The organism is Pedobacter soli, assembly GCF_900101435.1.
Lineage (GTDB): Bacteria > Bacteroidota > Bacteroidia > Sphingobacteriales > Sphingobacteriaceae > Pedobacter > Pedobacter soli.
This window is the reverse complement of record NZ_FMZH01000001.1, coordinates 840,576-862,499: the sequence shown is the minus strand read 5'-3', so window position 1 is coordinate 862,499 and position 21,924 is coordinate 840,576. Positions and strand designations below refer to the sequence as shown.

Annotated in this window: 20 protein-coding genes; 14 read left to right on the top strand and 6 right to left on the bottom strand. The window is 40.2% G+C overall.

Annotated features, from left to right (window positions below; genetic code table 11):
* The first annotated feature begins 179 nt into the window (after positions 1-179).
* The 5 genes from BLR37_RS03480 to BLR37_RS03460 all read left to right on the top strand — a co-directional run bounded on the left by BLR37_RS03480 (position 180) and on the right by BLR37_RS03460 (position 5,024).
* Positions 180-2,765 carry a TonB-dependent receptor gene (locus BLR37_RS03480; protein ID WP_090764560.1) on the top strand — a complete coding sequence of 862 codons (2,586 nt, stop codon included), beginning with the start codon at positions 180-182 and terminating at the stop codon, positions 2,763-2,765.
* 211 nt (positions 2,766-2,976) lie between these two features.
* Positions 2,977-3,570, top strand: a complete 594-nt coding sequence (locus BLR37_RS03475) for an LOG family protein (RefSeq protein ID WP_090764557.1) — start codon at positions 2,977-2,979, stop codon at positions 3,568-3,570.
* Between the two features lie 78 nt (positions 3,571-3,648).
* Positions 3,649-3,798: a hypothetical protein gene (locus tag BLR37_RS03470; protein WP_208599586.1), complete on the top strand. Its 150-nt coding sequence runs from the start codon at positions 3,649-3,651 to the stop codon at positions 3,796-3,798.
* A 152-nt stretch (positions 3,799-3,950) separates the two neighbouring features.
* A complete protein-coding gene (locus BLR37_RS03465) occupies positions 3,951-4,412 on the top strand; it encodes a MaoC family dehydratase (protein WP_090764553.1) in 462 nt (153 codons plus the stop codon).
* Positions 4,413-4,475: 63 nt separating this feature from the next.
* Positions 4,476-5,024, top strand: coding sequence for a hypothetical protein (locus BLR37_RS03460; protein ID WP_090764551.1), 549 nt, complete (start codon positions 4,476-4,478; stop codon positions 5,022-5,024).
* On the opposite strand, the gene BLR37_RS03455 is transcribed toward BLR37_RS03460, so the two are convergent.
* A complete protein-coding gene (locus tag BLR37_RS03455) occupies positions 5,021-5,464 on the bottom strand; it encodes a DUF2721 domain-containing protein (protein WP_090764548.1) in 444 nt (147 codons plus the stop codon). The two genes, BLR37_RS03460 and BLR37_RS03455, sit on opposite strands and share 4 nt — an antisense overlap.
* Before the next feature lie 162 nt (positions 5,465-5,626).
* Between BLR37_RS03455 and BLR37_RS03450 the strand changes: the two genes are divergently transcribed.
* The 5 genes from BLR37_RS03450 to BLR37_RS03430 all read left to right on the top strand — a co-directional run bounded on the left by BLR37_RS03450 (position 5,627) and on the right by BLR37_RS03430 (position 11,927).
* The gene (locus BLR37_RS03450; RefSeq protein ID WP_090764544.1) at positions 5,627-7,255 is read left to right on the top strand and encodes an acyl-CoA carboxylase subunit beta; all 1,629 of its coding nucleotides are present in this window, start codon (positions 5,627-5,629) and stop codon (positions 7,253-7,255) included.
* Between the two features lie 192 nt (positions 7,256-7,447).
* Positions 7,448-8,404 carry a thioredoxin-disulfide reductase gene (trxB, locus tag BLR37_RS03445; protein ID WP_039476095.1) on the top strand — a complete coding sequence of 319 codons (957 nt, stop codon included), beginning with the start codon at positions 7,448-7,450 and terminating at the stop codon, positions 8,402-8,404.
* Positions 8,405-8,635: 231 nt separating this feature from the next.
* A complete protein-coding gene (locus BLR37_RS03440) occupies positions 8,636-10,546 on the top strand; it encodes a beta-N-acetylhexosaminidase (RefSeq protein WP_090764542.1) in 1,911 nt (636 codons plus the stop codon).
* A gap of 64 nt (positions 10,547-10,610) precedes the next feature.
* Positions 10,611-11,237: a hypothetical protein gene (locus BLR37_RS03435; RefSeq protein ID WP_090764539.1), complete on the top strand. Its 627-nt coding sequence runs from the start codon at positions 10,611-10,613 to the stop codon at positions 11,235-11,237.
* Between the two features lie 318 nt (positions 11,238-11,555).
* The gene (locus BLR37_RS03430; protein ID WP_090764536.1) at positions 11,556-11,927 is read left to right on the top strand and encodes a diacylglycerol kinase family protein; all 372 of its coding nucleotides are present in this window, start codon (positions 11,556-11,558) and stop codon (positions 11,925-11,927) included.
* On the opposite strand, the gene BLR37_RS03425 is transcribed toward BLR37_RS03430, so the two are convergent.
* From BLR37_RS03425 to BLR37_RS03415, 3 genes are all read right to left on the bottom strand, one after another.
* On the bottom strand, positions 11,916-12,482 hold the full coding sequence (locus BLR37_RS03425) for a DUF922 domain-containing protein (protein ID WP_167356542.1): 567 nt from the start codon (positions 12,480-12,482) through the stop codon (positions 11,916-11,918). The two genes, BLR37_RS03430 and BLR37_RS03425, sit on opposite strands and share 12 nt — an antisense overlap.
* Before the next feature lie 112 nt (positions 12,483-12,594).
* Positions 12,595-13,194 carry a hypothetical protein gene (locus BLR37_RS03420; RefSeq protein ID WP_090764530.1) on the bottom strand — a complete coding sequence of 200 codons (600 nt, stop codon included), beginning with the start codon at positions 13,192-13,194 and terminating at the stop codon, positions 12,595-12,597.
* Positions 13,181-13,678, bottom strand: a complete 498-nt coding sequence (locus BLR37_RS03415; RefSeq protein WP_039476083.1) for an RNA polymerase sigma factor — start codon at positions 13,676-13,678, stop codon at positions 13,181-13,183. Before BLR37_RS03415 ends, BLR37_RS03420 begins: the two co-directional genes overlap by 14 nt.
* 326 nt (positions 13,679-14,004) lie before the next feature.
* On the opposite strand from BLR37_RS03415, the gene BLR37_RS03410 reads away from it, so the two are divergent.
* The 4 genes from BLR37_RS03410 to BLR37_RS03395 all read left to right on the top strand — a co-directional run bounded on the left by BLR37_RS03410 (position 14,005) and on the right by BLR37_RS03395 (position 17,949).
* Positions 14,005-15,390, top strand: a complete 1,386-nt coding sequence (locus BLR37_RS03410; RefSeq protein ID WP_039476080.1) for a dicarboxylate/amino acid:cation symporter — start codon at positions 14,005-14,007, stop codon at positions 15,388-15,390.
* Positions 15,391-15,491: 101 nt separating this feature from the next.
* Positions 15,492-15,992, top strand: a complete 501-nt coding sequence (locus tag BLR37_RS03405; RefSeq protein ID WP_090764527.1) for a hypothetical protein — start codon at positions 15,492-15,494, stop codon at positions 15,990-15,992.
* 98 nt (positions 15,993-16,090) lie between these two features.
* The gene (locus BLR37_RS03400; RefSeq protein WP_039476366.1) at positions 16,091-16,453 is read left to right on the top strand and encodes a BlaI/MecI/CopY family transcriptional regulator; all 363 of its coding nucleotides are present in this window, start codon (positions 16,091-16,093) and stop codon (positions 16,451-16,453) included.
* A 5-nt stretch (positions 16,454-16,458) separates the two neighbouring features.
* Positions 16,459-17,949, top strand: coding sequence for a M56 family metallopeptidase (locus BLR37_RS03395; RefSeq protein WP_090764524.1), 1,491 nt, complete (start codon positions 16,459-16,461; stop codon positions 17,947-17,949).
* A gap of 325 nt (positions 17,950-18,274) precedes the next feature.
* Here BLR37_RS03395 and BLR37_RS03390 read toward each other — a convergent pair whose 3' ends face one another.
* Complete coding sequence (locus tag BLR37_RS03390) at positions 18,275-20,935, bottom strand: TonB-dependent receptor (RefSeq protein WP_090764519.1); 2,661 nt, start codon at positions 20,933-20,935, stop codon at positions 18,275-18,277.
* A complete protein-coding gene (locus BLR37_RS03385; protein WP_090764516.1) occupies positions 20,932-21,888 on the bottom strand; it encodes a GLPGLI family protein in 957 nt (318 codons plus the stop codon). The genes BLR37_RS03390 and BLR37_RS03385 overlap by 4 nt, the downstream gene beginning before the upstream one ends.
* Positions 21,889-21,924 lie beyond the last annotated feature (36 nt).

Sequence of the window (21,924 nt, the reverse complement as noted above, 5' to 3'; positions counted from 1 at the left end):
GGCAGCTGTATTTTTTTAATATATTTGTCGACTAAATCTATAGATTTAATATAAATTAAAATGAAAACCAAACAAAAACCACGTTCGTACTGCTGTTGCAGCTATTTTTCAAGACCTGTAAAATACCGCCGAACGGATACCTAATCAACAATAATTAAAATAAATACGAATAACCAATCATGAAAAAAAGCTTACCAATAATCTTTTTCTTACTATTTATAACAGGAGCCATTTTTGCTCAGAGCCCGGTAACCGGGATTATAAAAGGAGCTAATGGAGCCAAAATACCACATGCAACAGTAAAAATCAGAGGTACAAACACAGCCGTTGTTGCCGACGAAAATGGTGCTTTCAGCATCAATGCCAAACAAGAACTTCCTTTTTACATCCAGGTGAGCTCAGTTGGCTATAAACCTCAGGATTTTCAAATTATAAAATTACAGGATACACCAATTGAACTGGTGCTGGTTGAAAGTGACCTGTTAGACGAAATTGTAGTAACCTCCAGAAGACGCTCGGAAGTGTTGCAGGATGTGCCGATCCCCATCACAGTTATTGGCGGGCAAGCTGCCGAAAATTCTGGTGCTTTTAACGTAAACCGCTTAAAAGAGCTGGTGCCTTCGGTTCAGTTATATGCTTCAAATGCCAGAAATACTACGCTTAATATCCGCGGATTGGGTTCAACATTTGGTTTAACCAACGATGGTATCGATCCGGGTGTAGGTTTTTATGTGGATGGGGTTTATCACGCCCGTCCGGCTGCTACTTCTACCGACTTTCTGGATATTGAACAGATAGAGGTAATTCGCGGTCCGCAAGGTACTTTATTTGGTAAAAACACCACTGCAGGTGCATTTAACATTACCACTACGAAGCCAACGCAAACGCCAAGTGCTAAAGTAGAACTCAGCGTAGGTAACTACAATTTCCTGCAGGCCAAAACTTCTGTTTCGGGTGGTTTGGCTAAAAACCTGGCGGCAAAAATCTCTATCTCAGGTACACAACGTGATGGTACCATCTGGAATACCAGAGAAGAACGCAAATACAGCGGACAAAACAACCTGGGTTTCAAAAGTCAGTTATACTACACGCCTTCAGACAGGTTAAAGATCTTATTAAGTGGCGATGTAAGTGTACAGCACCCTGCCGGTTATCCGTTGGTAATTGCAGGTGTGGCCACTACCGAAAGAAGTGCTTACCGCCAATATGCTAAAATTGTTTCCGATTTAGGTTATCAGCAACCTAAAATTGATCCTTTTTCAAGAGAAATTAATACCAACACCCCATGGAGACATAATCAGTCAATTGGTGGTATCTCTTTAAACGTTGATTATAAAATTGGTAACGGAACCCTGACATCGACCACTGCGTGGAGATTCTGGAACTGGGATCCAACCAACGATCGCGACTTCTCTGAATTAGCGGCATTAACTAAGTCGCAGGGTAACTCGCGCCACGATCAGTATTCGCAGGAGGTAAGATATGCCGGTAACATTACCGATAAATTAAGTGGTGTAGTTGGTGTATTTGCATTGGCCCAAAATTTAAAAGGTTTGGCGCAAACCGAAGAAGTTGGTAAAGATCAATGGCGTTTTGTTCAAACCAGCAATACCGGCAGTCAGGCTTTATATTCGACCCCAGGCTTGCTGGATGGTTACGGTATTAAAACCAATTCGACCATCAAATCGTTAAGTGCTGCAGTTTTTGCACAGGTTGACTGGGAGTTCTTAACGCATTTTCACGTATTACCTGGATTGAGATATACTTACGATAAGAAAGATGTAGACTATGATAGGGTAACTTATGGTGGTTTACAAACCAACGATGCTGCTTTATTGGCGCTAAAAGCTGCCGTTTACAGCAATCAGCAATTTACTACAAGTGTAGATAACAATAATTTATCAGGTAACTTAACCGTTTCTTATCGTCCTAATGCCAACCTGAATGTTTATGGTACTTTCTCTACCGCTTACAAACCAGTTGGCGTTAACGTAGGTGGTTTACCAACTACTTCAACCGGTGCGGCAGATTTATCTGTTGCTGTAGTTAAACCCGAATACGTTCAGCATTACGAATTGGGTTTAAAAACCCGTCCGGTTAGAGGTGGATTATTAAATGTTACTGCTTTCGATACCGATATTAAAGATTACCAAACAAACGTGCAATCGCCACAGTTGGGTGTAAACAGGGGCTACCTGGCCAATGCAGAAAAAGTTAATGTAAAAGGACTGGAAATTGATGGAACTTATCAGCTAGAAAGATTTTTAACGCTTAATGCTGCTGTAGCCTATTTAGACGGTAAATATGTGAAATTCACCAATGCACCACTACCTTTAGAAGAAACCGGTCATACCGAAATTATTAACGGTACGGCAACGCAGGTAGCTTTTAAAGATGCATCGGGCGGCAGATTACCAGGTATTTCTAAATGGAACATTTCAGGAGGTTCGGAATTTAGCCTTCCGGGAACTTTAGCTACTAAAGCAGGTAGGTTCTTTATTGCTGCCGATGCCAGCTACCGTTCAGATTATTCTTCAAACCCAACACCATCAAATGTGTTAGTGGTTAAAGGATATGGATTGTTTAATGCACGTTTAGGCTTTAAATCGGATAAATTCTCTGTATTTGTTTGGAGCAGAAACATTGGCAACAGAAATTACTTCGAGCAATTACAGGCTGCTGCAGGTAACTCTGGCTTGTATGCTGGTGTACTTGGCGATCCGAGAACTTTTGGCGCAACCTTACGTTACGCATTCTCAAATTAAATCTTTTCTCTCTTATATTTGGTTAAAGGCGTCGGTTTATCCGGCGCTTTTTTGTTTTATGCCTATATAATGCTGCATAATATTTTGCAAAGCGCAGCTTTTTATATATCATTGTTTTGATGGCTATAAAGCTTCTCCTAAAAGGATTTTGTGAAGAATTAAATTTTACAGGGCGTATAGAAAAACTTAACTTCGGTAAAATTTAAACTAAATGAATAAGCTTAAAGCGGTTTGCGTGTATTGTGGCTCCAATTTCAATGGCGATTTAGAAGTGCGCAATGCGATAAAACAATTGGCCGAAACACTTGTGAAACAGGAAATCAAGTTGGTTTACGGAGGAGGAAGTGTAGGAATAATGGGTGTGTTGGCTAACGATGTACTCGACGCAGGTGGCGAGGTTATTGGCGTAATTCCGCAGTTTTTAATGGATAAAGAGGTGGGGCATACCGGTGTAACCGAAATGATAGTAACTGAAAATATGCACCAGCGGAAACAAAAAATGGCCGATTTAAGCGATGGATTTGTGATTTTGCCCGGCGGTTTCGGCACCCTTGAAGAGTTTTTTGAAGTGCTTACCTGGTTACAGTTAGGCTTGCACAATAAACCAATAGGCGTTTTAAATGTTAATGGGTTTTACGATCCGTTATTTGCCCAAATGGAAATGATGGTGCAGCACAGATTTTTAAAACCCGCCAACCGCGATCTCGTTTTTAACGAAGCCGATGCTACAATTTTAATCGATAAGATGGATCATTTCTCTGCCATACCCGATGAAGTCTGGTTCAGGGATAGGAATTTGAGCTAACAGGTGGTTAATGGTTTATAGTCAATAGTTCATGGTCGATAGCAGGATTAACGATTGAGCCATTAACTATCAACCCAAATGGAAATGATGGTGCAGCACAGATTTTTAAAACCCGCCAACCGCGATCTCGTTTTTAACGAAGCCGATGCTACAATTTTAATCGATAAGATGGATCATTTCTCTGCCATACCCGATGAAGTCTGGTTCAGGGATAGGAATTTGAGCTAACAGGTGGTTAATGGTTTATAGTCAATAGTTCATGGTCGATAGCAGGATTAACGATTGAGCCATTAACTATCAACTATTAGCCAAACTATAAACCATCAACTAAGAAATAAAACATTACGAAATACCTTATTAAAGGAACTAAAACTATAACAATGCAAATTATTACATCACACGCAGAATTTGAGCAATACCTGGATAAGGAATTGGGCGTTTCTTCATGGCATACCATTACACAAGAGCAGATTAACAAATTTGCTGATGCTACTTTAGATCATCAATGGATACACGTTGATGAAGAGCGGGCGCAAAACGAAGGACCATTTAAAGCTATCATTGCCCATGGCTATTTAACACTATCCTTAATTCCTTTTTTATGGAAACAGATTGTCGAAATCCGTAACCTGAAGATGGAGATTAACTACGGTATTGAAAATTTAAGGTTTGCGCAGGCAGTTACCGTAAATAGCAAAGTAAGGTTAAAGGCTAAACTGGCTTCAATTATTAACTTACGTGGCGTAACCAAGGTAAATATGGGCATCGAAATGGAAATCGAAGGACAGAAAAAGCCTGCTTTTAATGGTGAGGTTGTTTTCTTGTACCACTTTGAAAGTTAAATATTTAGCCGCTGTAGCGTTTTAATACTGGCTTGCGTTTGTGTAAGAAAATAAACTCTTCTCATGAAAAAAACTTACCTAAGCGCAAGCCTGATCTTAGCCCTTGTTACTTTACTCTTTATCGGTGCCTGTAAGAAAAATAAAAGTGAACAAGCTCCATCCGATTCATTCTTGCCTATGCAGGTTGGTAATCTGTGGTACCTGAATGCCGAGAATTACACAGAAATTAAGGAGAAAGTGATAATTAACAATAAACCTTATTTTCAGTTTTATTCTTTAATCGGAGGCGATGCAATCGCAATAGCTTATTTAAGGATTGATGAAAAGAACCGGCTAATTGAGAGCTATCCCGATGCGCCATTGAAAATCTTTTTGAGAGCTGATTTTAATGCCAGTGTGGGTGATAAATTTTTCACAACAGGAGACAAAGACTACAACGATAATGAAGTTACCGTTATTCAAAAAAGCGATACGGAGATGACTTTTTCTTTCGATGCGGTTTATCATCCCAACTTAAAAGGACATCCCCATCCGGTAAAATATATAAAAGGTAGAGGCTTTCCCGGAAACTGGAAAAAAGTAGTGATTAACGGTGTGGTTTATCAGAACTAGTCTTTTTCAAATTTTTGCTTAATTCTACCCACAAATGAAGGATCGTCATGCGTTTCCAGGCTACTCAGTTCCAGCTCGAGCGCCCTGGTGCTAATCTGTATTTCGATTAATGAAATAATTAACGAAATCATAAAAAAGATAAGGCTTAAGGCAAAAAGTATTTCTGCAACTGTATTCCATTCCAGATAAATAAAAAACATGCAAAAAAGACAGCAGGCAAAGCTGATTACGCCAAAAGCCTGCATGTTTTTAATCAGTTTTAAGCGGTAACGCAGATTTTCGATCTGTCCGTGCAGTGCCTTGTTTTTATCGCCATCTTCGTATTTAGATTTTAAACTCCTTACCAGACTGGCTAAAGCCAGAAAGCGGTTGGTATAGGCCAGCATAATTAAACTGATGGCAGGAAAAAGTAATGCAGGGATATTGATGGTTAGTTCCATTTTTGGCGTTTAACCAAAAATATCATTTTAAATGGATAATTTAATCACAGTCTCCATGTGCTTTCTGTTTTCTACCGTTTTCTCTGTGGTAAAAAATATGCCGTATACCAGAAACCAATTTGGTCAATACTGTTTTTGTAAAATTAAATTTAAATTGCCTTCATGAATATCGAATTCAATAAAAATGAGGATGTAAACAAGCAATTGGTGTACGAGTTGAAAACCAGACTCAAAAAGATATACCAGGGAGGAGGCGAAAAAAATGCAGCCAAACAAAAAGAAAAAGGTAAGTTACTCGCCCGCGAGCGTATTGCTTACCTGATTGATAAAGACTCCGAGTTTTTAGAAGTTGGTGCTTTTACAGCTGATGGAATGTATAAAGAGCAAGGCGGTTGCCCGGCAGCAGGTGTGGTTTGTGGTATTGGTTATGTAAGCGGCCGCCAGTGCATGATTGTGGCTAACGATGCAACCGTAAAAGCAGGTGCCTGGTTCCCGATGACGGCGAAAAAGAACCTTCGTGCACAGGAAATCGCTATGGAAAACCGTTTGCCGGTAATTTACCTGGTTGATAGTGCCGGCGTTTATCTGCCCATGCAGGATGAGATTTTTCCCGATAAAGAACATTTCGGCAGGATGTTTCGTAACAATGCGATCATGTCGGGAGAGGGGATTGTACAGATCTCAGCCATTATGGGTGCTTGTGTTGCCGGAGGCGCTTATTTGCCCATTATGAGCGATGAAGCCATGATTGTAGATAAAACAGGCTCGGTGTTTTTAGCAGGTTCTTATCTGGTTAAATCGGCCATAGGCGAAGATGTGGATAACGAAACCCTGGGCGGTGCTACTACACATTGCGAAATTTCGGGTGTTACCGATTATAAACATCCTAATGATGAGGCTTGCCTGGATTCGATCCGCAACATCATGAGCATGTTAGGTGCACCGGAAAATGCAGGTTTTGATCGTATTGCACCAGTAAAACCCAAAGAAAAAGAAGAAGAATTGTACGGTATATTGCCCGAAAACAGGGATAAACCTTACGAGATAATGGATATCATTAACCGCCTGGTTGATGGCTCTGAATTTGAAGAATATAAAAAAGGTTACGGACAAAGCATTGTTTGTGGCTTAGGCCGCATTGATGGCTGGGCGGTTGGTATTGTGGCCAATCAGCGTAAAGTAGTTAAATCGAAAAAAGGGGAGATGCAGTTTGGTGGGGTAATTTATTCCGATAGTGCCGACAAGGCAAGCCGTTTCATCATGAATTGCAATCAGAAAAAAATCCCCTTGGTTTTTCTGCAGGATGTTACCGGTTTTATGGTAGGGAGTCGGTCTGAACATGGTGGTATTATTAAAGATGGCGCCAAGATGGTTAATGCGGTGGCTAATTCGGTAGTGCCGAAGTTTACCATTGTTTTGGGGAACTCTTATGGTGCCGGTAATTACGCCATGTGTGGTAAGGCTTATGATCCAAGATTAATTTATGCCTGGCCGACAGCCAAAATTGCGGTTATGGGTGGCTCGCAGGCCGCTAAAACCCTGTTACAAATTCAGGAAGCCTCCTTAAAAGCCAAAGGCGAGGTAATTACCCCTGAAAAAGAGGCGAAATTGCTGAAAGAGATTACCGATAAGTATGATAGTCAAACTACACCGTATTATGCTGCATCCCGGCTTTGGGTAGATGGGATTATCGATCCGCTCGAAACCCGAAAGGTAATTTCAATGGGAATTGAAGCCGCCAACCAATCGCCGATAACCAAAAAGTTTAATGTTGGGGTAATTCAGACTTAGGTGCTGTCAGATCTTTTTCGTGTTGTCAGGCGTTACCACTTGACAGACAAATCAATCAAAGGCCAGCCGCTTTTCGCCCATTACTCAGCCCCTCTGTTAATAAGTAAACTATGTTGACAATGTGCGCTTGTTAACAATTATTTAAAGCACTAGATTTGCGCTACAATTAATGAATTTCAAATACATCATATAATGTCACAAGAAAACGAACACGTTCAGTGTTTAATTATAGGTTCTGGTCCTGCTGGTTACACTGCTGCTATTTATGCGGCCAGAGCCGATTTAAAACCAGTTATGTATACAGGTATGCAAGCTGGTGGTCAGTTAACGCAAACTACTGATGTAGAAAACTTCCCGGGTTACCCACAGGGAATTATGGGGCCTGAAATGATGGAAGATTTCCGCAAGCAGGCCGAGCGTTTCGGAACTGATATCCGTTTCGGTTATGTAAGTTCGGTAGATTTTTCTTCAGCACCGCATAAAGTAGTGGTTGATGAAATTAAAACCATTACTGCCGATACCGTAATTATTGCAACTGGTGCTACAGCAAAATGGTTGGGCTTGCCAAGCGAGCAACAATACAATGGCTTTGGTGTTTCTGCCTGTGCAGTTTGCGATGGTTTCTTCTTCAAAGGTCAGGATGTAGCTATTGTAGGTGCTGGTGATACCGCTGCCGAAGAAGCTACTTATTTAGCCAAGCTTTGTAAAACAGTGCATTTGTTGGTTCGCCGCGACGAGTTCAGGGCTTCTAAAGCCATGGTTAGCCGTGTATTAGCAACTCCTAATATTGTAGTGCACTACAATACCGAAACACAAGAGATTTTGGGTAACGGTAAAAATGTAACAGCAGTAAAAGTAATCAATAACAAAACAGGTGTAGAGTCTGATATCGCTGTTGAAGGTTTCTTTGTAGCTATCGGGCATAAACCTAATACCGATATTTTTAAAGGACAGTTAGATATGGATGAAACGGGTTATTTAACCACTAAACCAGGTTCTACTTTAACCAATATCGAAGGTGTTTTTGCTTGTGGCGATGTGCAGGATATGTATTACCGTCAGGCAGTAACTGCTGCGGGTTCTGGTTGTATGGCTGCACTTGATGCCGAAAGATACCTGGCTGCAAAAGAGCATCCGGTAGAGGCTTAAGCAACTTAAATCTTATTTTAAAAGAGAAATCAGCAATGGTTTCTCTTTTTTTATGGGCTAATGTTTGATAAAGCATCGGACAGATCTTTTTACCCTTAAAATTTATATGCCCGGTGCAATAAAATCAAACGTTTGATCTGTATTGTAACAAGAATGTGGGATTAAGAATCTTGCTACAATCTTTATCTTGGTCATGCTAAAACAAAAAATTAACCTTAAACTAAAACACAAATGAACAAAACATTATCGGTTTTTATTGGCGTCTTAATGGGCACAAGTGCGTTTGCCCAGAGCGATACCAATTTAGGTATTATCCCAGCCCCGGTATCCATTACCAAAAATGCCGGAACCTTTATTTTAGACAAAACAGCTGTATTGGTGCATAACGATGCGGACGGCCAAAAGATGGGCGATCTTTTAAACGCATTTATTGTGAGTAAAGGGGGCTTTGCCTTAAGAGAAGTGAAAACTGCTCCAGCAGGTCAAAAAGCTATTGTATTAACTTCAGCAGGTGCCGATAAGTTGCCTAATGAAGGTTACAACATTAATATCTCAGCTAAACAAATCACCGTAGTAGGTAAAGGCGCAGGCTTATTTTACGCTGTTGAATCGCTGATGCAAATGATGCCGGACAAAACTGGCGATAAAATTACTTTACCGCTGGTATCAATTAAAGATTATCCACGTTTCTCTTACCGTGGAGCCATGCTGGATGTTTGCCGTCACTTTTTCCCGGTTTCCTTTATCAAAAAGTATATCGATCAGTTAGCCTATTACAAAATCAACACCTTTCACTGGCATTTAACTGATGATCAGGGCTGGAGAATGGAAATTAAAAAATATCCAAAGCTTACTGAAGTAGGTTCTTCACGTAATGGCTCTATTATCGGAAACTATCCAGGAAACGGCAATTATCTTACACCGGTAAAAGGTTTCTACACCCAGGAAGAGGCTAAAGAAGTAGTTCGTTATGCCGCTTCAAAATACATTACCGTAATTCCTGAAATCGAATTGCCTGGCCATGCTTCAGCGGCCATTGCAGCCTATCCGGAGTTAAGCTGTTTCCCTGATCGCGATACCTTTATCAGCGATAAAACTCCATGGGCAGGTAGCCGGAAAGGTAAGCAGGTACAACAAACCTGGGGCGTTTTTGACGATATTTTTGTGCCTTCGGCCAATACTTTTACGATGTTGAACAACATTTTGGATGAAGTTATTGCTATTTTCCCTTCAAAATATATCCATATCGGAGGAGATGAAGCGCCTAAAACCTATTGGAAAGAATCACCGTTTTGCCAGGCTTTAATGAAAGAAAAAGGCTTAAAAGATGAGCATGAGTTGCAAAGCTATTTTATCCAGACGATCGAGAAACATGTAAATGGCAAAGGCCGTTCTATTATTGGATGGGATGAGATTTTAGAAGGTGGTTTAGCGCCAAATGCTACCGTAATGAGCTGGAGAGGCGAAGATGGTGGTATTGCTGCCGCACAACAAAATCACGATGTAATTATGACTCCAGGTTCGATGGGTTTATATATCGATCACAAACAATCTAATTCTCCTGATGAGCCGGTTACTATTGGTGGTTTTGCCCCTTATCAGAAAATATATGCTTACGATCCGATTCCGAAGGTGTTAACTGCCGATCAGCGTAAGTATATTAAAGGTGTGCAGGCCAACATGTGGACTGAGTACATTAAAACCCCTGAAAAAGCAGAAAACCACGCTTACCCACGTATATTGGCTTTATCAGAAATTGCCTGGTCGCCGGTTGAACGTAAAGATTTGAAAAACTTTAGCGAAGAGCGTTTACCTGTGCATTTAGCACGCTTAGATAAAATGGGCGTTAACTTTTGGGTACCAACACCAATTGGTCAGAGCGATAAACCTTTAACAGGTGGCGAATTTACTATCGATTTAAAAGTGCCGGTTAAGGGTGGCAAAATCTATTATTCGATTGATTTATCGCGCCCTTCAGAAAATGCTTTCTTGTACACTGGCCCGGTAAAAATTACTGTTCCGCAAGGCGAGAAAAGAGTATTAAAAACCATTGTAATTGCGCCAAGTGGTAGAAGAAGTGTAACTACCGAAACGGTTTTAAATAATGGTGCACCTGATGTTAAAGCAGACGCCAAGAAATAAAAAATAATTGCTTTGATAGGCTAAAATCATTAATTTGGGACAACCAAAAATGTCCCGAATTAAAATGAAACTACAGAAATATACATTACAGCATCTCTTGTGCATAACAGGGATGCTGTTTTGTTTGGCATGCACCGAAGAGAAACCTAAAGAAGTTGCTATAGCACCAGTTAAAGCCAGTAAAAATCCTTTTCCTTTTTATAAAGATATTGAAGTAAAACCCGGATTAAACTTCGAAATTATAAGCTGGGGTAAAGGGGTTGATTCTATTGGTGGTTACCAGATTTTAATGTCCGATTCTATCCGCAATAATTACCGTTCAGCTGCGGTAGACCGTAAAGGTATCATTACCGACGCCTGGAACATGGATTTGGATAACGACGGAAATCCGGAATTATACATTCAGTTGCTAAGCAAGAAAAATGTTTCCGACCTGAATGTTTTTGAATATGCAGGTGGCGATTTTAATAAAATCAGTTTTCCTTCTTTAAACGATAAGCAAAAGAAAGGTTATACCGGTAACGATAAGTTTTTTATCAAAAATGGCGATCTTTTTCGCTCATTTCCGGTAAAAGATACAGCTGATAGCACTAAAACGGTTACCAAAACTTTGCAGTACAGGTTAAGTGGTAATAGTTTTTCTGCCAGTGAAGTAAAGCCTGCAGAAGAAGATACCAAAGCCAAGAAGTAAGAGATTTATTATAGATATTCGTCATTCCCAGCTCGACTGGGAATCTTAATAATTTTAGCGTGTTAGCCTATTAAGATTCCCGCTTTCGCGGGAATGACGATCTGGTTAGGTAAAAGTAGATCCCTCGTCATTACGAGGTACGATGTAAACCTATTCCAGTAGCCGTCATTTCAAGCGAAGTGAAAGAAAGTCGAGAAGTCTATCTCGAGGAAAGTCCTTTTGATTTAGATCTCTCCACGCCTGTACGGGCAGGCATTCCTGCTGCGCTTCAGACGAGATAACGACTATCTTTATTGCTATTAGTATAAATTTAAAACAATGGATAATCGGAAATTTTCAATTGTAGATCGCATTAAAAGTTTTAAATATGCTTTTCATGGCTTAAACCTGTTTTTTATAAACGATCATAACGGGAGGGTTCATCTTTTCGCGGCAATTATCGCTATTGGTCTTTCTTTTTACCTTAAACTTTCTGCTTTAGAGTGGATTGCTATTTTAGGCGTTATCTCTGCGGTTATTGTCGCCGAAATTTTAAATGCTGCGATCGAAAAGCTGGCTGATGTAGTTTCGCCTGCCATTCATCCTAAAATTAAAATAGTAAAAGATCTGGCTGCAGCTGCGGTTCTGGTTGCTGCATTTTTAGCAGTAGCCGTTGGTGCGATTATATTTATCCCGAAATTATTTTTGTGAGGCCAGTGTAGCCGTTCTCGATTCTTCCATTTTATCCTCGATAATGCGATCCCAGCGCGCCTGCATTTTGTGGTTGCTACCATGCTCGGTTTCTTCGTCGTAATTACGCTGCATCGTATCGAAATACTCACTAATCTGGTTAGCCAGTTCCGATATTTGCGCTTTATAATTGTTAACCGAATAATTGCGGTTTTTGAGTACCCTTTCGGCCTCAGAAAGTAAAATGTACTGGATATTTACGTGGCCCTGTTCGTGGTGCAATAAGCTGGCCCTGATTTCGGGATCTTTAATTTTATCCCATTTTACCCAGGAGCGGGTTTTATCTATCCGTACTTCATTTTTAAGATTAATCACCACCCGGTTGCGATACACTGTACTGTTGTAGCTGTACTCCCAGGTCATGGCTGTTAGCGCATAAAATGGCGAACGTTCATCGGCTTTGCCTTTAAAATAGGTTTCCCAGTTCAGTTGTACGGGCTGCGTAAAATCTTGCTTAAAGGCAAAAGAAAAGGGGAGCGCCAGCAGTAATAATATCGGTATGATTAGTTTTTTCAATGTCGTCATTTTTTTCAACGGTGTCGTAACCCGATTATTTGCTGCCTTAGGGGCTGGTCAAATCATCAGGTTTTGTGTGTTGAATTTTACAACGAAAAAACCGTGCCTAAAATTACTCCGGGGTAGAAATCTGTCCTCTAATGCGCTCAAATTTTTCGATCAGCAAGGCAATCCGCTCTTTTTCTCTTTTCATTACGGCTTTACGTAAAATAGTCGAGCAGAAGATCATCCACAATGCGGTTAAACCTACGGCAATTACTTTTTGGGCGGTGTTAAAATGTGCCAGTATTTCGACGAAATAAAATATCAGACCCAAAGAAAGTGCAATTACGTAAAACCAGTAAAGCGAGTTGTACAATTTGTAACGGTTTAACTGGTAGGTTTTTAAGTTGTTTAAAAACTCGTTTGGATGGGCGGTGAAATCGTTTTTCGCAATTAGACGATAATCGCGGTAAAGGATTAAAGTATACACACCAATGGCAATAATGGTAATGCTAATGCCTACGTGTGTGGTCCACGATTCGAAATGGAAAAATATCCATAAAGCGGCAATGGCAATAAAAGACAGCAGCATACCCCCAATGTTTAAGGCCGATTTCAGCTTCAAACCATTTACCTCTTTCTTAGCTTGTTGCAGCATTTCATCGGCAGAAACCTTAACTTCAACCTCGTGCTTTTGCCACAATTCCTGTATTTGATCAAACGCTTGCATACTGGCTATATAATTCTGTTAATTTTTGTTTAATACGGTGAATTTTTACCCTCAAATTGCCTTCGCTTATGCCCGATATATCGGCAATTTCGTGGTATGGAAGCTCATCAAGTACCATGGTTATAATTAAACGGTCATTCTCTTCAAGTTTAGAAATACATTTATAAAGCAGGGCTACCTGTTCGTTCTTCTCCGAAAATTCTTCTACTTTATTTTCAATGATGTTATCCGTTAATTCGTCTTTAGCCTGTCTCTTTTCCGATCTCAGGTAAGTTAAACAGGTGTTTACTGCGATGCGATAAATCCACGTAGAAATCAAAGATTTGTTGCGGAACTTATCCAGATTCTGCCAGACCTTTAAAAAAGTTTCCTGTAAAAGATCATTTGCAGCGTCGGTATCACCGGTATAACCATAACATAAATGGAATATTTTTTTGGAATTCGAATCGAAGATCTGCTTAAATAACTTGTCTTTTTGTTCCATTTAGGGAATTATAGTTGCGTTTTAGATGATGGTGCACTTTTTTTGTTACACGAGAATGCGAAAATAATATATTTTTTAATGCCTTTGAGTTAAAAGTTATAACCACACCTGCCCAGCCGGTCAGGAGGGAAGGTACACAGATAAACAAAGATTTTTATATCTGTGTGCATCCTTTTTATCTGTGGTTAAATTATTTCTGCTTGCTTAGACGGACTTAACTCAACGACATTGATCTATTTTTTTAACACCTCCCGATATCAAAATTTGTTACAAGCGGTAAATATCGTAGTTTTACCGAATTAAGAGTGCCACAAACTTTTTTATTCATGAAGAAAAACAAACTCACGCTTTTTATTTTTATAGCGCTGATTGCAGGTATTGCACTGGGCTATATTTTAAACGTAAACTCCATCAATGTTTACAACCAGAATATCCTGAATGCTGATGCGAAGGTTAAGAGTATAGAGGTAAGCATTGCCAAAACAACCGATACTACTACCGCAATTTATACCCAACTTAAAGCAGATAAAAAAGCTGCCGCCAAAATCAAAAAGGAAAACGAGGGAATAAGAGAGAAAAAACTGGAGTTTTTTACCCTGTTGAGCGATATTTTTCTACGCCTGATTAAAATGATTGTTGCGCCACTGGTATTTACTACCCTTGTTGTCGGGGTAGCCAAAGTAGGCGATATTAAAGCTGTAGGGCGTATTGGTGGTAAAACACTGGGCTGGTTTTTAACTATGTCGCTCATGTCACTCGTGTTAGGAATGATTCTGGTGAATTTGTTTGAGCCTGGTAAACACATGAAATTATCGTTGCCCGATCATCTGGTTGATACCGGTATCCAAAAGGCGGCCATGAGTGTTAAAGATTTTATTGCACACGTGTTTCCAAAAAGTATTGCCGAATCAATGGCTACCAACGAGATTTTGCAAATTGTGGTATTCTCCTTGTTTTTTGGCGTAGCTACGGCAGCCATTGGCGATATGGGGCAGATCGTAATCAAAGCTTTTGATGCCATTGCACACGTAATTTTAAAAATGACAGGCTATGTAATGAATTTTGCTCCGCTTGCTGTTTTTGGCGCCATGACGGCCATTATTGCCAAGCAGGGTTTAAGTGTTTTAAACACCTATGCCATTTTTATCGGCGAGTTTTATTTTGGCTTGGCCATTCTCTGGGGACTATTAATCTTCCTGGGCTTCCTGGTGCTTAAAAAACGTATTTTCCGTCTCGTAAACGATATGAAAGAGCCTGCAGTACTGGCTTTTAGTACAGCAAGTAGCGAAGCGGCTTATCCTAAAACGATGTTATTGTTAGAGCGTTTTGGCTGTAAAGATAAAATTGTAAGTTTTGTGCTGCCATTGGGTTACTCGTTTAACCTGGATGGATCGATGATGTACATGACCTTTGCCTCGTTGTTTATTGCGCAGGCTTATGGTATCCATTTAGGTTTTGAACAGCAAATTTCGATGCTTTTAATCCTGATGTTAACCAGTAAAGGTATTGCGGGTGTGCCAAGGGCATCGTTGGTGGTTATTGCCGGTACCATTGCCAGTTTCAATATCCCTGAAGCAGGTTTGGCACTGTTAATCGGTATTGATCCGCTTTTGGATATGGGCCGTTCGGCAACCAATGTGGTGGGTAACAGTATCGCAACCGCAGTGGTAAGTAAGTGGGAAGGCGAACTTAAGGATGTTCAGGAAGCTTAGATTGATTGCTTTGAGTCAAAAACATGCAATCATTCGAAAAAACGGTAGCCCTTTCACTAAATAATTCAGTAATTCGTCCATTCAATAATTAAATATAAAAAGTGTCAAGCAGAGGAAAAAAAATATTCTTAGCCATTACCATCATCGTGCCGATGATTATTTATTGTTATATCTATTATAAGCCGATTATCCAGAATGCGCCTTTCCGAAAAAAGGATTTTGTATCTATGGAGTACAAATGGGGCATAAAAGATACCCTTGAAAATCATTATAACTCAGCCACTGGCGAATACCAGTATGTTAATGGGGCCGATTCGGTTATTAAGAAGAAAATCTTTTTAAAGAGCGACGATATTCTTTACATGCACGGTAAAGCCAATGAAATTGGGCTTTGGAATTTCCCGGATACCATTGGTAAGAAAAGCGAAAAATCGATGACAGTGCCACGTTATGATTTGCTGTTTAAATACAAGGAAAAAACAAAACATGTGGTAATTTATGGCGACTTTGATGGCAACCCGAAATTATTGGATGCTGCGGTACAAATGCGTAAAGTGATCGATCAAACCTTGCTGCAGGCCGAAAAAAGAAGCGCAAAATAAAATATTGATTTAATATCAGATGGAAAGACCTTGATCTAAGCAGATTAAGGTCTTTTTTGTTTAGGATGTTTTCGTATATTTACGATATATTCGTAAATATGGAAAAATTAACATTGCAGGAAGAAGAAGCGATGCTGGCTGTTTGGCAGGTTGGAAAAGGCTTTATTAAGGATTTTATGGATGTACTGCCCGAGCCTAAACCACCATACACTACGCTGGCTTCAACGATAAAAAATCTCGAACGTAAAGGTTATCTGGTAAGCGAGCGTTTTGCCAATGCCAACCGCTACAGTGCAAAGGTTAAGGAAGTGGAGTATAAAAAGCGTTTTATGAGTGGTTTTGTTAATAATTATTTCCAAAGTTCCTATAAAGAGCTGGTTGCTTTTTTTGCGAAGGATAAAAAGATCAGTGCCGAAGAACTTAAAGAGATTATAAACTTAATAGAGAACCCTGAAAAGTAAAGGCTATGCCACATTTCTTTCTCATTTTATTGAAAATTAACCTGGTGCTGATTTTATTTTCGGCTACCTACTACCTGGTGTTGCGCAGGCTTACTTTTTATTCGCTTAACCGGGCTTTTCTGGTATTTGGAATTATCTTTTCTTCTGCGTACCCTTTTATCAACCTTACCGGGTTTTTGGCTGACCATAAAGCTATACCTGCGTTTGTTCCCGGGCTGAACCAGCAGGTAAGCCAGCTGGTAAAACAAGATGCCGTTCCGCTAGTGTGGCAAGTACTTACCCTACTTTTTTATGCGGGCGTGGTGCTGATGGCGCTGCGTTTACTGGTGCAGTTTATTTCCCTGTACCGTATGCACCAAAGTTCTTCGCCCGATAGTTTGAATCAGTATTCGGTAAGGATATTGAGTGAAGAGGTGAGTCCATTCAGTTTCTGGCAAACCATTTACATTAATCCGGGGCTGCACAAGCAGGAAGATTTGCCGAACATTTTGGCACATGAGAAAGTGCATGTAGAACAATGGCATACGTTAGATATTATCCTGGCCGAAATTTGTGTGGTTTTTTACTGGTTTAACCCAGGTGTTTGGCTGATGAAAAAAGCCGTACGCGAAAATATTGAGTTTATTACCGATGCCCGCATTTTAAGAAAAGGAATTGATAAAAAGGCCTATCAGTATAGTTTGCTTGATGTAGGTACGCTACAACCTTCAGTTGCTATTGTGAACAATTTTAGTTTGTCTGATTTGAAAAAACGGATTAAAATGATGAATGTCAAACGCTCATCTAGAATGAATTTAACGCGTTACATGCTTGCTTTTCCTGTTTTATTGTGTGTTACGCTGGCTTTTACTATCGATAAAAAAGCCGTTCATAAAAGTTTTGCCCCTTTAACTAAAATGGTGGTAAATGTGATCCCGCATAAGGAAGCTGAAACTATTGCGGAAGCCAAAATAAAATCAAAAATCAACAAGAAAAGAAAGACTGCATTGCCGCTGGTTAAAAAGGACACGGCTACCAGATTTACCTTTGTTTTTAGGTCTAACGATCAGGCAGGCGATACTGTACCGCATCGGGTGGCCGAAGTGCTGAAAAAAATGACAGGCAATGTTAAATTCGATTTTAAAACAGATGGAAATTTAAGTAAGCGAACTTTTGTGAAACATTTTACTTTAACCGATTCAGTGCCAACCAACGAGAAAATTGAACAGATGATGCTTGCTGACCAGGCCAGCATGGGTTTTGGAAATGTTGCTGATACCAAAGGAAAAAAAGTTACTGCCGTTTTTATCATGAAATCGACTGTGAATACGAAAGAAAACAATGAAGGCGGAAAAGATAAACCAGCAGCAAAAGAATCATCGGTTACCAGTATGAGTTATTATCTGAACGGAAATAAGGTGAGCAAAGCAGAACTTGATAAGTTGAATCCCGATATGATTATGGATTTGAAAATGGATCAGAAAGGACAGTTTATCCAGATTAATACCAAGCCTTAATAATTCGCCTTTTTCTCCCTCAGATTTCGCTGATTCGATTAATATTTATTTGCGTTAATCGCCTTAAATCTGCGGGAAATAATAGTCTGTTGCTTCTTTCTCCCGCAGATTCCACAGATTTCGCTGATAGGTAAATGCTTTGAATAATAATATTCTGCGTTAATTTTCTTCAATCAGCGGGAAAAATAATTAATAGGGTGCCTTGTTTCTCCCGCAGATCCCACAGATTTCGCTGATCGGTAAATGCTTTGATTGATAATAATCTGTATTGATCATCTTAAATCAGCGGGAAACAATATCATGTATCACTTCCCGCTAATCAAACCTAGAAATTAAACGTAGCCTTTAGCATCGCTACCCGCCCCGGGATAGCATAAGTGCCTGTGGTTAGGGAGTTTGCCGAAATGTAAATGGCATCAAAGCTTTTAATATTGGTTAGGTTGCTTATCCCAAATTCAATATCGGTCTTCATTTTTAACCACTTGTAACGCATATTCGCATCCGCAAAAAGGTACTTCAAATCAGGTTGCGAAGATTGCCGGGTTAAAAGGTGCTCGGCTGATAAATTTAAATACAGATTTCTAACCGTGGTAATGGCTAAAGCAGACTGTTGTCTCAACTGTTTGAAATTGGTTTTTATCCCATCCGCTACCGTGGCTTTGTTGTCGGTAATGGCAAAATTGGCAGCGTACGACCAGTTAATGAAGTTGGTAAGCTTCGCTTCAATACCAACTTTGTAAGCCACTGTTTGTGTGTTAAACGGTAAAAGTGCATCGTTCTGCAGCTGGCTGTATTTGCTTTGCGCAAAACTTACCCCGGCATTTACTGTACTTTTTAAGCTAAACAGGTATTTGCTTGCATTTGCGGTTAAAGAGATACTGCGGATGTGATTGTTTAGCGGCAGTACAATTTTCTGCTGAATGTTGTTGCTTAAGTTGTAAGCCGAAATGGTGCTCAGCTCAGTATCACTGTAATTAGCCGTTACGTTCGCAAACAACATCTGCATGGCTTTTCTAAAATTAAAACCTGCCCCAATATTATGCGATTTTGATTCGGCAATGGGTGCATCGTTCGAAAATAACGAGCGATAATTCTTTAAGATGGTACCCCGGTAAACATCGTTAATACCGCCCAGGTCGTTTCTGAAATTATAATTCGCCGTAACGTAATTTTCGGTACTGGTTTGGTATTTTATATTAAGCCCGGGGTTGATAAACAGTTTATTCAGACCGTTATCCAATTGATTGAGTGCATCACTATAGTTAATATGGTTGTAGCTTAATGGCAAGCTCAAACCAGCCTTTAACTTATCGTTGGTATACTCGTAAGTGGCTTCGGTGTAAAGTTTGGTTTTAAGCCAGTCGAGATCATTTACTGTGCTGCCGGTAACTGGCTCTGTTTGCTGGTTGTTTTGTGTGCGGTAGAGTTCCGAGTTAAGCTGCTGTTGCTGTACATTGAAACCTGCCTTATACGTTTGCACAAAATTGTTTTTTACAAAAGCGAACGATACATAATTGTTGGTGTACCAGGTGGGGAGTTTAATGTACTGCGTTAAACCCAGATAGCTGTTCCCATTATTCAAAATGTCGGCATTTAAGCCGGGGGTAATATTTAACGTTTCTGGTTGTGTGGTGCGGTTTAAGTAGGAGTAGAGGTTAATCACATCCTCCGATTTTAACTTTTTGCGGTAATTAAATTCGTTCGACAAATCGAAGGTTTCCTGTTTAAGCACCTGGTTGGCGGCTACGTTATTCATTACAAAACCCGAAGTAGTTTTAAAAGGCGCATATTCCACTACCAAGTTATTGTTCAGGTAATATTGTTCTGCATTGCCGTTTAAGTTAAACTGCGCCCTCAGCTTTTGCGGATTAATGCCATTGTTTTGCGTTTCGGCATAACGGATAGTTTGACCGGGAAGATAAGTTTCCGAAAATTTATTGTATTCCTGGCGCCGCTCGTCGTATAAATAGGAAATATTAGCCCTTAACTGAAGGTCTTGATTAAACTTGTACAAATTGTTCAGGTTAATCAATCCGGCTTTGTTAAAAAGATACCTGCTTTGCGGCAACGATGGTACTCCGGCGGCACCCGTTGAGAGGAGCCCGCTAGGTTTATCGTTATCCAGTTTCTTTAAATAATCAGAAAAATTGTGCGCAATAAGGTCTCCACCCGGATCGCTGCCAATGTTATTGCCCTTAATGTTGTTAATAAACTTTAGCTTTTTATTAAACAGCATGGCGGTCAGGTTTTCGTCAAAACGATTGGGCATGCCTGCGCCCGCAGTAGCATCGCCCATTACTTTAAGTTTGGCTTCATCTTTAATCACCAGGTTCAGGGCAACATCATCGCTCATGTTATTTTTGCGCATCATTTTAATGGGCTGATCATTTTGGATTACCTGTACCTTATCAACTGCCCCATGCGGGATACTTTTGGTGCCAATATTGTATTTATCGTCTAACAAATTGTCGCCATCCACATAAAGGTTCGAAATCGATTTCCCGTTATAGCTGATCTTACCATCTTCGGCAACCTCCACACCGGGCATTTTTTTCAGCACATCGCCAATGCTTCGGTCTTGTTTATCCGCAAAATCAGCTGTACGGTAATTTAAAGTATCGCCACGGGCAGTTAGCGATGGCCGGTTTTTAACGTTAACTGTTTCCAATGTGGTTTCGCTGGGCTGTAAAGTCAGGTCGTAGTTTTTAGCCACATCAGTTACCGTGGTAATCAGTTTTTTATAACCAATGCTCGAAGCTTCAATTTTGTAACCGGCAATCTGGTCGTTTTTGAGCTCCATGCTAAAAGCGCCGTTTTTGTTTGTATGCGTAAAATTAATGATGTTACCTTTGGCATCCTTTAAAGTTACATTAACCGATTCGACCCCTTTACCACTGGCATCTTTTACCTGGCCTTTAAGGGGCTTTTGGGCAAAAACAGAAAAAGCTGCCAGCAAAAGCCAGCAGGTTAAAATGAGCTTTTTCATTTTTTGTTTTCAAGTTCTATCGGATTGTTAACTTCGGTTTTAACTGCAGCTGCACCTGAAGGACGTGGTGCCTGATTCATTCTGAACGAGCCCTGCATACCATTCGCTGCCATTTGTGCCTGCATAAAACCTTGCGGATCCTTATCGCGGGCAGCTTTAAGTTTATCTAGCTCTTTCCGGGTGGTTTTTATCGCATCGGTTGGTAACTTAATTTCGGCTCCCAGATAGCTTGTGTTTACATCTATGCCCATAATTTTTACCGAGCCCACTCCGCCATTTGGAGCTACAATTTTAACATCGCCCTCAGCGTTGGTAGTGGCAGCTGCTTCTTTTACATTTTCGAGTCCCGCAAATTCAAATTTCACTTCTTTTTTATCGTCGTAAGCTTCTATAATTAAGCCGGGCAGGCCGTTTAATTTCCACGGACCGCTTTGAAACGGAATCTCTGTTGCAAACCAGGCAATCCAGTTGCGGCCTTTAAACCGCGCTGTTGCTTTCTGGCAAGCTACGCCCGAAAAACTCATGGTATCTTTTAGTATTTTCCAGTCAATGGTAGCGGCAGGTTCTTCAACCAGATAATTGTTAAACAAGCGTTCTTTGGTAATCATTTTGTGCTCATTGGCAAAAAAGAAATAATCTTCCTGGGTAGGTTGTGTTTTCATTTCGCTTTTCAGCTCAATTTTCATGTTCCCGTTACCGCTTTGGTTCTTAATTTGTTCCTGTAGCTGTTGTTGCATTTTAAGTGCCTGGTTCAGTTTATCGTAACTCGTATAAACCGATGCATTTTTACCGGTTACCAGCAGCATATTTTCTACTTTAGGTTGGTCTCTTTGGGTGGTATCTCTCACGTGTGTAAAAGTATAGCGCACTCTGGCCAGTGCTTTATCGGCTTCCTGTGCCTTTGCTGAAAATAAAATGGCCGTAGCCAGGCAGGTAGTTAAAATTCGTTTCATGGTATTGGGATTTAGTGGTCTATTTAATTTTCGTAA